The 10,207-nt window shown below is 46.2% G+C and carries 8 protein-coding genes; all 8 read right to left on the bottom strand.

Translation table 11 applies throughout. The annotated features are described in order from the left end of the window. Nucleotides 1-993: O-antigen ligase family protein (locus ACTIE6_RS08855; RefSeq protein WP_439556294.1), on the bottom strand; the 993-nt coding region annotated here is incomplete at its 3' end. Beyond that, nucleotides 981-2,339 (bottom strand): CDP-glycerol glycerophosphotransferase family protein, encoded by a 1,359-nt coding sequence (locus ACTIE6_RS08850; RefSeq protein WP_439556293.1) that lies wholly within the window; start codon nucleotides 2,337-2,339, stop codon nucleotides 981-983. The genes ACTIE6_RS08855 and ACTIE6_RS08850, both read right to left, overlap by 13 nt. Continuing rightward, nucleotides 2,309-3,037, bottom strand: coding sequence for an acylneuraminate cytidylyltransferase family protein (locus ACTIE6_RS08845; RefSeq protein ID WP_439556292.1), 729 nt, complete (start codon nucleotides 3,035-3,037; stop codon nucleotides 2,309-2,311). Before ACTIE6_RS08845 ends, ACTIE6_RS08850 begins: the two co-directional genes overlap by 31 nt. Then, on the bottom strand, nucleotides 3,037-4,188 hold the full coding sequence (neuC, locus tag ACTIE6_RS08840; RefSeq protein ID WP_439556291.1) for a UDP-N-acetylglucosamine 2-epimerase: 1,152 nt from the start codon (nucleotides 4,186-4,188) through the stop codon (nucleotides 3,037-3,039). Before neuC ends, ACTIE6_RS08845 begins: the two co-directional genes overlap by 1 nt. 1 nt (nucleotide 4,189) lies before the next feature. Continuing rightward, a complete protein-coding gene (locus ACTIE6_RS08835) occupies nucleotides 4,190-5,191 on the bottom strand; it encodes an N-acetylneuraminate synthase family protein (protein WP_439556290.1) in 1,002 nt (333 codons plus the stop codon). A 26-nt stretch (nucleotides 5,192-5,217) separates the two neighbouring features. Then, nucleotides 5,218-7,512, bottom strand: coding sequence for a GumC family protein (locus ACTIE6_RS08830; RefSeq protein WP_439556289.1), 2,295 nt, complete (start codon nucleotides 7,510-7,512; stop codon nucleotides 5,218-5,220). 141 nt (nucleotides 7,513-7,653) lie between these two features. Next, on the bottom strand, nucleotides 7,654-8,757 hold the full coding sequence (glf, locus tag ACTIE6_RS08825) for a UDP-galactopyranose mutase (protein ID WP_439556288.1): 1,104 nt from the start codon (nucleotides 8,755-8,757) through the stop codon (nucleotides 7,654-7,656). Nucleotides 8,758-8,869: 112 nt separating this feature from the next. Next, a partial coding sequence (locus ACTIE6_RS08820; protein WP_439556287.1) for an OmpA family protein occupies nucleotides 8,870-10,207 on the bottom strand: 1,338 nt, incomplete at its 5' end.

Below are 10,207 nucleotides of genomic sequence, written 5' to 3'. Positions count from 1 at the left end.
GCTGGTTTCAAGAAGTCTGCCTAAGAGTGAATGCGCGGCTAAGTCACCGAAACGGAGCTTCCAGAAATAGGCAAGTCCTGCATTGTCGGCGGCCGCCTCTGTCCATGGTACAGTCAAAATCAGCACTCCAAAAACACTTATAGACAGCCAGAACAGCCATCTTCCGAAAGTAAATACAATGGTAATAATCAGATAAGGTATGATGAGCAGCACTGCGCCGCGGGAAAACGAAAACAAAACAACGCCCAGCAAGAGCGAAGTCAACAGCATAACCAGGCCGGCTCGCCAGCGTTGTTGCCTGGCAAATAGCAATGCAAATGGCCACAGTAACACGAAATAAGCCATCGTAACATTGGTATCTGTGATATTCCGCGTGGCCAGTAAGTTGTCAGATCCCTTATAACTGGCTCCCGCCGCCACAAGCCCGAAGGTTCCGGCCCCGAGAATGATATACAGCAGGCACAGGTAAGTTTCCAGGCTTTCTTGAAAATCAGAAGATTGCATTGCGGCGGACAGATACACAAAGTAGCAGGGCAATGTAACCAGTGTAAGTACCCCGGCACCTAAAAATATGTTGCTCAGATTTGGTGATATGCAGAGAAAAAACACGTGCGCTCCGATCCAGCTGACTAAAAACAGTTGCTCCATTCTGCTCAGTGTACATTTGAACCGCACAAAGAAGTTGAGGAAATAGGTATCGAGGATCAAAAAAGGAAGTAACCGCCACAGTGAGTTTGCGCCGGCAGGAAATGAATATTTTTGGAACAAATGCAGAAACTGCGTGAAAACTGGAATCGATAACACATGAAAAAGCTTGTGCGGCGAGAACGTGAACAAAGCGACAACGCAGTAGATGTAAAATGAAAAAACAACTACTGCATGAAAACCGCCTTCGCCAAACCGGAGCAAAGCCGGACAAAGCCAGGATACAACCAGGGTTATATTCAGAGATAACAGCGCTTTCCAGCACATTTCTGCAATCAGGCCAGCCATTCTTCAACATAATGCATCATGCTTGAAATACTACTACGCGCCTGCGCAGGCGCGTAAGCTTCACGCGCAGTCTGGTTGAATTTGCCTGGATAAACCTTTCGGAGTACCTGACCGAGATGGTCAAACAATTCCTGCTTACTGAAAACCAGCTTATCAACGTTGAATGCATTGAGTGGGAGCTGGTGGGAGTAATCATATAATCGCCTCACAGACTGGCTATAAGGAAGCTCCTCATTCCCATCATACCCAATGTTCACGACAGGCTTACCGCAGGCAGCTGCATCCAGTCGCATGGTTGAAGCAACCTGAACGCAGACGTCACAACAGTAAATCGTATCAGTAAGCAAATCCAGGAAATTCAGTTCAGGAAGAGAGGCGGAGATCGTAGAGCGGCAGATTCTTACTGTACGTTCGGACAGATATTCTTTATAATAAGTCAGCTGATCCGCAGGGTGTAACCGGATCAGCAGAATGGTATTCAGCCTTCTTTTACAATACTCCAGTAAATCCTCTACAATGTGGCGCTGCTGTGGAAAATGCCTGGGTGCGCTTGTTGCAAAAAGAATGATATCCGCCGAGCCGGAAATGGAAAGCTTCCTTTTGAAGTTTAAAATTGATATCGCATTCGGTTTCCTTTTAACATAAACATCAAACCTGGGAACACCGGTAACGCAGATCCGCGGCTTCGGCTGAAATCCGGAGTAGAAATTCTCGAACTCGCATTTCATGATCTCATTCCAGACAAGCACATAATTATGATCCGCATTGATAATGCCCTTTGAAGTAAGGTTATCCCAGCTGATGATGATAGCCAGTGCAGGTACATTCTGGCGGGCAAGCCTGTTTACAATCGCATTCTCTCTGCTATCAAGCGGCGACGAGGATATAATACCGGCCAGGTCAGAGCAAGCTAAACCGGGCTGAGCAGTTCTCGAAGAGAGCAGAATAATTCCTTTCCTAACCAGGTTCAGGAGCCAGCGGGGAAGCACCCGAGTCCCCAAAAGCCAGCCCGAAACCTGCGCAACCCGGCGAATAAAAATGCTTTGTTCCAGCAACTTAACCCTATGTGTATTGGCTTTGAACAAGTTAAAGAACAGGAACTTTTCAAAAAGTCTCAGCAGGCGCAAAACAGGAGGCTCTTTCCCGAAAGGAATGTTGACAAGCGTAAGCTGGATTTCGAAATACCTGTTGATCTTTACAATGTCTGCTTCCTGAATGAAATCGGAAAGGATCTGGACGCTGTACTTATCCGCAAGCTTTTGTATAAATCCCGTGTGGATCAGATTAATGGCGGCAAAATGATTAGTGATCAGCACTAGCAGTTTTCTTTTTGGAGGTTCTTCCATAGATGAATGTGGTTTTGCGCCATTTCCCAATCTGAAAAAGTATCAATGTTAATGTCAGGCTCATCTTCCGTCAGTAAGCTGGCAATCTTCCCTCCTACCAGCATTCCCTCCCGGACCAAGGCAGTTTTAGAAATGTATATTTTCCCGTCGCGGTAATAGTTGTCGGGCAGATCCTGCCGCCTCGAAATGAGCTGCGCGCTGTCATTGACAACTTTGTGTAAACCCTGCTCTCCCTCCTGAAAAGCCCAACTGGGATGGAACCGGTCAGGAATTTTACGAACTGTGATCAGGCTATCCGCACCTGAACCAATCATGTACTGAGCTGCTCTGTCAATCAGATCTGCACTCCGGAAGGGTGATGTAGGCTGCAGGAGCATCACAAAATCGAATGTACAGCCGAATCTGGAGTAGAAATCGAGCGAGTGCTTTACGACTTCCAGAGAGCTCGCAACATCCGTGGCGAGGTTTTCAGGTCTTACAAACGGAACTGTTATCCCTGAAAACTGCTGCGCATATTGGAGGATCTTGTAACAATCACTCGACACGATTACCGTGTTCAGCATTTTCGCTTTCAATGCCGCCTGGATCGTATAGTAGATCAGAGGCTTGCCGCCAAGCAGCTTCAAATTCTTGTTATAAATACCCTTGGAGCCGCCGCGAGCGGGAATTATGCCTAATATTCTGCTGGTAGTTTTCATCAATAGGTAATTTTCTTTTCAAATGTGAGGGGGATTTCTGCAAGCAGGCCGGCAATTTGCTGACCTGCATTTCCTTTTCCGTAAATGAAATCGGGAGCAAATCTGACGCGCGCGAGCTGCCTTTCAGCAGCTTCCATAATGGAGTCGCTGGCATGTTTTGCATCAATTACATTCTGACCGCGCTCGCGCCCATCCTGCCGGTTACCGATATTTACCGCAGGTATGCCCAGCGTAGCGCCTTCCCTGATCCCGCAGCTGGAATTCCCGATCAAACAAGCCGCCTTATTGAGCAGTTTCAGGAAATGCTCAGGACGCATGTTGTTGAAGAAATGAAAGGGAAGCAATGTATTCTGGCCGTAAAATCTGCTGATGCGATGAAAAGTACCGCCGGTACCCGGATCGGCATTTGGGAAAAACCACAACACGGGTAGTTGCAGCGAGATTAAGGCAGTCAAGGTACTGTTAAGCTGCTCCTCCGATTTATGCGGTTCCGTACTAACAGGATGCTGCAGGACCATCAGGTAAGGCTGCTGCAAATCAGGCTTACTCCCAATCCCGCCGTAGAGGGTATACGGATCAAAATCAATCTCCGGGCTTTTCAGTACATCAATGACAATATCCAGCGAAGGACAGCCGGTAAAGAATATCCGATCGGGTTCCTCACCCATTTTAATCAGCCTTTTGCGTGCTTCGGCAGTTGCTACAAAATGGATATCTGCTAACTTGGTAATTGCGTGACGCACCTTTTCATCAATGTTCCCGGTTACCTCTCCACCTTGTACATGCGCCAGCGGTATGTTCATATAAGCGGCTGCGATTGCTGTGGCCATTGTTTCAAACCTGTCGGCAATGGTAACTACCACATCAGGCCGGATCCGCTCGAATACGCTGGCGAGTTCCGAAATGCCGGCAGCTGTGGTCACAGCTGCCGAAGTGCGCTTGTCTCCTGTATTCGCATTTTCGATCCTGGCCACAATCGGGAAACCGTCATCGACAATGTGACTGACTACCTGTCCATACCTTTCGAGCAAAGCACTGGAAGCGACAATAAGCTGTAATTCGAGAGCTGCGTGTTTTTGAATGGCGGCTAATAGCGTTTTTGAGCGGCTATAACTAGCCCTCGCTGTAATCACGACACAAACTTTCCTCATGTCAAATGTGATTAGCAGTCAAAAAATCCCATTGCGCTATGTTTTCCCGCAGCTTGCTCCCAAGAATTTCAGCAAACCGTTTGGCCTCAATACCGTGGCCGGCAGGTTTCTTGGATTCAAGGTCTTCAATGGAAATAACATGCCCTTTTTCAAGTGATTTATTGATTGCCAAAGATTTGCCGAACTGGGCTTTTAACTTCTGAAAATGTGCATTATCCGCTTTATCGACAGGACTCTGAAAGGCGCTTTCAATCGCACGTACTCCCCGGGCGAGCTGGAAAACCTGATCTACTGTCAAAGAAGAAGACGTATCCGGTCCCGGCATTCTTTTGTCAAAAGTCACGTGAAATTCCAGCAGGTCCGCTCCCGAGGCAGCTGCGGCGAGGCAGGCAAAAACGTCGCCGGAATGATCTGAAAAGCCGACCGGCAGCTGGTAACGATTTTTAAATTCTTGAATTACATTGATTCCCCATTGATCGGGCTGGGTGGGGTAAGAGGTAGTGCATTGTAAAATGGAAACCGGACAATTGTACCGGCGCAGGAAAGCGATTGTTTCATCCAGTTCCTCAGGAGAGCTCATTCCCGACGAGAGAATTATCTCCTTACCAAGCCGCGCGATCCGGTCGAGCATCAGGAAGTTTTCAACCTCTCCCGAGGCAATCTTAAAGCGCGATACGCCCATGTTTTCCAGCATCGTGACGGCTGCTACAGAGAAGGTGCTCGGGATAAAATCAAGCTGGTAGTACTCACAATGCCGCTTCAAACCGATCCACTGCTCTTTTGTAAATTCCATTCGCTTCCAGTAAGCCATTCTCGTCAGGTCAGGAAATGAGAATGGGTTTCGGAAAGGCTCGTAAATACTACTTTCAGCATCGGCAATGTGCACCTGAAACTTGATCGCATTAACTCCCGACTGTGCCACTGCATCAATGTACGCGTGGGCAAGGGCGACACTACCCTCGTGCGCCTGCCCGATCTCACAGATCATGTAAATCCCTTTCATACGTTTTTAGTTGTTGATATACCTTATTAAAAAATGCTTTTTCTTGGTTTTGAATGTGAATAGTATTGATATCCGGGTTTGTGTTTTGCGCCATTGTAAATGAGCTTTAAACCGGGCAAGTGGCCGGTATTCAGCAGCTCATTGATATCATCGAGGTTTGCCAGAAGCGTAAAATCGTGGCGTACTACATACAATGACATATCTGCAACCCTTCCGATGATCCTGGCATCGGTCACCAGACCCACAGGCGGAGTGTCGATTATGATGTGGTCATACCTGCTTTTGAGAAGTTCAATAAGTTGCTCGAAGCGTTCTGTAGAAAGCAGTTCAGCAGGATCGGGAGGTGACGGGCCGGATGTCATGATATCAAAAGCATTGCGCGCCCTGCTATGCTGAATGAGACGCTCAGGTGCCAGATCTGTGTGCATGTAATCTGTAAACCCAGTGGGGTCGAGGTTCAGATAATCCGCAATTGAAGGTCGCCGCAAATCCAGTTCAAGTAGCAAAACCTTCTTATCTGCATTAGAAAAAGATTCTGCTAAATGCATAGCAACAAATGACTTACCTTCTCCCGATGCAGCAGAAGTGATCAGGATGGTTTGGCATTGCTGTATCGGTACGCCAAAAAGGAGGTTGGTACGTAATGTCCGAAATTGTTCTGCTACGATACTGCGGCTGTTAGTGGCAAGCAGCCTGTGGTGGCTTTCGTAGCTGATCTCTCCTACAATCGGCGCAATGCAGCGGGTTAAGATGTCACTCTTGCTTGAAATCCGTAGAGTCAGGATTTTCCTGATATGAAGTGTAAAGAGTGGAATGAACAGCCCGAGGCAACCTGCAATAAGCAAGACAAGCTGTTTGTCAGGTGTTACAGACTGCGAAGCTGCTTTTGGCGCGTCCAATATCCGCGCATTGGCAATCGTTGAAGACCGGGTAATGGAAGTTTCAATCTTCTTTTTCAATAAAAAAAGGTAGAGCTCCTGCTTGATTTGTTGCTGACGGGCCTGGTCAATGTACATCCGCTCTGTAAAAGGAAATTTGGCAATCCGACTTTCAAAGTCCTTTTTATGGAGATTGTACGAGTTCAGCGCGATCTGAACTTCGCGCTTTTGTACATCCAATGCAGCACGCATATCAGCCTTCAAGCTGGCCAGCTGATTATCGATCGCATGCATAGCGGGGTGAGCGGCGCTCATAGTGACAGCATTCCGCTTCCTGGATAATACCAGCTCATTATATTGCCCAACCAATGCAGCGAAATTACTTTCCTGCTGGATCAGAGAGGTAGGAATTGCACGTTCCGGATTGTTTGAGATATATCGCGTAAGTTCTTCAAGAATCTTTAATTTGATTGCCTGACTATCAAGCTCATCAGAAATACGTACCGACTTTTCACGCAGCGCCTGATGATCTGCATTCAAATCAACTACTCCGTTCCGCTGCTTGAATCTGGCTATATCCGTTTCAATGCTCGCCAAGTCCGAAGAAACCTGAGCGAGATTGCTTGTAATGAAGGATAGCGTGCTGTCTGCTGTCCGGTTCTTATCATCAATGCTGTTTCGTAAATACTGATTGATCAGTTCATGAAGAACAGCTTCTCCTTTCTGCGGCAGGATATCTTTCAGCGACAAACCGACGACACTCGCCATTTTGTTGGTTACAGCTACTTTCAAAGCCGAAGTATACCTGGCCACAACTTCGTCTTTCGGCGAGATTTCGATCGAATACTGATCGTCTGGTGTGTAAATGTGTTTTGTTCGCGAAACTATCGCAGGTACCTGATCCATCGCTATCGTATCTCCGAATGCAGCATTCATGCTTTGCTTACCATCGGATATCTGGTATTTTCCTTTTCCCAGAAAAATCAGCGTGTAAATCTTCATGTTCCGCAAGCTAATGGGAGCGAGGAACACGATTTTAAAAGGAGATTTCTCATACAACTCGGAGATTTTTACTCTACCTGAGGCAAAGCAGCGCACCTGCAGTTGGAGCGCGTCCACTACATGCTCCATCAGGTTCCTGCTCCTGAGAATCTCCACCTCATTGTCTACATTGCTGGTAACTGCGGCCAGGCCAAGGTTTTCGAATAAATCAGCGTCTTCGAAGCTGGTGCCGCGCGCATCATCTCTCACCAGCAGGGAAGCCTGGATTTCGTAACGTGGAGTTGAGTACCTCAGGAAAACAAAGGCAATGACCGTACATGTAGCCATAGAAACTACAAACCAGTACCAGAAGCGCAGCGCTTCTTTCAGGAAATGGAGGGTAAAAATACCCTTTCCGTCCTCTGCTAAACTCGTTACCTGTTGTAATTGCTTTCCTGTCATCACATACTTTTTGGCTTAGTATAGTTTAGACGTCGGCTAGCAGAATACGTAACGCATTAACCGGAATTTTTTTTCAAAAGGCTTATAAACAAAGATCCCTGGCACCTCAAAAGGATGCCAGGGATCTATTTAACCGCATTTTTAGGCAAAATGTACTTTCACTTTTTTTAATGCGGATGCTACTACCTGGTGCATATCATAATATCGATATTCGGCTAATCGCCCACCAAATATTACGTTTTCTTCTTCTCCGGCAAGTGCCTTGTACTGGTTGAAAACGGCAGTATTCTTGTCATCGTTCACGGGGTAGTAAGGCTCTGCGCCTTTTACCCATTCTTGTGGATACTCGTGCGTGATCACCGTTTTAGGCTGGGTGCCGAATTCAAAATGCTTATGTTCAATAATCCGCGTAAATGGCGTTTCCCCGTCCGTGTAATTAACAACCGCATTACCCTGGTAATTTTCCTTGTCCAGTAACTGGTTTTCAAAGCGAAGGCTACGATATTCGAGCTGGCCAAACTTAAAATCGAAATATTCGTCAATTGGTCCAGTATATACTACAGTCTCAGCAAGTTCAGTCAGCGCTTCCCTGTCTTTGAAAAAGTCGACACCTAATCTTACTTCAACATCTTTAAGCAAACCTTCTGTCAGCTTATTGTAACCACCGATGGGAATCCCCTGGTATTTGTCGTTAAAATAATTGTTGTCAAATGTAAAGCGAACGGGCAAACGCTTGATAATGAACGCAGGAAGCTCCGTGGCTTTCCGTCCCCACTGTTTTTCAGTATAGGCTTTGATCAGCTTTTCATAGATGTCAGTTCCTACAAGTGAAATAGCCTGTTCTTCCAGATTTTGCGGATCTTTAATGCCGGCTTCCTCTACTTGCTCCCTGATCTTTTCCTTTGCTTCTTCCGGTGTGCGTACCTTCCATAGCTGATAGAAGGTGTTCATGTTGAATGGAAGATTGTAAAGTTCTCCATTGAAATTAGCAACCGGCGAGTTGGTGTAGCGGTTAAACTCAACGAAAGAATTCACGTAGTCCCAAACCTCTTTGTCATTGGTGTGAAAAATGTGCGCGCCATACTTGTGGACATTGATGCCTTCCACATTTTCGCAATATACATTGCCGCCGGTGTGTTCTCTCCGATCTATCACCAGGCACTTCTTCCCTCTTTTTGTTGCTTCATGTGCAAAAACAGATCCCCACAATCCCGCTCCAACTATTAAATAATCGTATTGTTTCATTAAACTAGTTTGTAATATAATGTGAGTACTAATTGAAAGTTTTCCATCCTAAAACAGAAAAGGCCTCCGATATGGAGACCTTATTCTGCTTATATCTTTTTTCCACTAACTATTATGGAAGAAGTTTAAGTTCTACGCGACGGTTTCTTTGTAGTCCGTTGCGGGTTGCGCTATCTGCGATTGGTTTGAATGAACCGAAGTAATCAACAATTACTTTGCTTGGGTCAGTCAATCCGGCTTCGTTAATCAGGTAGTTTTTAACTGCATCAACGCGGCGGCGGGATAGTGCGATGTTGTAACGGTCAGATGCACGACGGTCTGTGTGACCAGCCAGTTGCAAGCGGCAACCATTTTTGTTCATCAGCGCAGCTACGTTTTTCAACATTTCCTGAGCCTCAGGCTTGATCACGTTTTTGTCTGTATCAAACATCACGTTTGCAAAGATCTCGCTGCAAGCTGCACCTGTTGCCAATGCATTCTTAACATAAGCATCGAAGTCAAGTACGCGACCACCACCGTCTACGATACTTCCAGCAGGTGAGTTAGGCTCTTTATCGAAGAAGTCAGAAACACCGTCACCATCTGTATCAAGAAGCAATCTTGGATCGATATCTTTTGGACGGTTTGCTTTTGCAACTGAGTCCATTTCTTCAAGCGTAAGAATTTTTGGTGGCTTGATCAACACCTTAGGATCTGTGTAACGCAGGTGGTAGTATCCGCCTTCGTCTGGTTTGTAATCCCATTTGCCGTCAACTTTCTGAACTTTCAATGGGTTTTTACCCAGTTTGTAAGTCAACTGAATTGCTCCGTATCCGTAGCTATCCAATTCAGAGTTTCCTTTGCGTGAAGTCTTTTGGTCTTTGATCAGATTAAGATTCTCAGTTCTGTCATAGTCACCACCGTAAGTAGCGTCCAGATAGTCAGAGTTGGTATGGTTCAAACGGAAGTCAAGACCAATGTCAATTCTCTTGGTAACTTCGTAGTTTATGTTCAAACCTGTTGGGATGATCCAGTCATTTTTGCTGCCGGTCTCGCGCAATTTTACACCGCCAGTAAGATCATATGCAGTAGCATCGTAGAATATCTGCCCTACCCCTACATACGCATCCACTTTCCAGCGCTTCATTTTATTAGGTCCCATTAAAAGACCTTTCAGGTTAACAGTTCCTGCAAGGGAAACATCGAAATAATTTCCTTCGAAATAACGGTTGTAGTTCCGGCGCTTCATACCTCTCAGGTTACCAAGAGATGCATCCAAGCGGGCTCCGAACAAGTATGAAAGCTGTTTGTTTAAAGTGAGGCCTCCTTGAATTGTTCCGGATTCCTTGTGGCTGTCAGCAGATGTTTTTGTAACAGGCCAGAAATCATACTCTCTCAAATCGCCGAAAAACATAGACGGGCCGAAGTGTGCAGAAACTGACCAGGTATTCAGTTTGTAAGGGCCATCATA

Origin of the sequence: Dyadobacter sp. (genome assembly GCF_051859145.1) — a bacterium.
Taxonomy (GTDB): domain Bacteria; phylum Bacteroidota; class Bacteroidia; order Cytophagales; family Spirosomataceae; genus Dyadobacter.
Note: the sequence above shows the minus strand (reverse complement) of the source record. Positions and strands in the feature narration are given on the sequence as shown.

Coding starts and splice junctions, on each gene's coding strand:
- ACTIE6_RS08850 (WP_439556293.1), bottom strand. CDS start 2,339: ATGGAAGAACCTCCAAAAAGAAAACTGCTAGTGCTGATCACTAATCAT.
- ACTIE6_RS08845 (WP_439556292.1), bottom strand. CDS start 3,037: ATGAAAACTACCAGCAGAATATTAGGCATAATTCCCGCTCGCGGCGGC.
- neuC (WP_439556291.1), bottom strand. CDS start 4,188: ATGAGGAAAGTTTGTGTCGTGATTACAGCGAGGGCTAGTTATAGCCGC.
- ACTIE6_RS08835 (WP_439556290.1), bottom strand. CDS start 5,191: ATGAAAGGGATTTACATGATCTGTGAGATCGGGCAGGCGCACGAGGGT.
- ACTIE6_RS08830 (WP_439556289.1), bottom strand. CDS start 7,512: ATGACAGGAAAGCAATTACAACAGGTAACGAGTTTAGCAGAGGACGGA.
- glf (WP_439556288.1), bottom strand. CDS start 8,757: ATGAAACAATACGATTATTTAATAGTTGGAGCGGGATTGTGGGGATCT.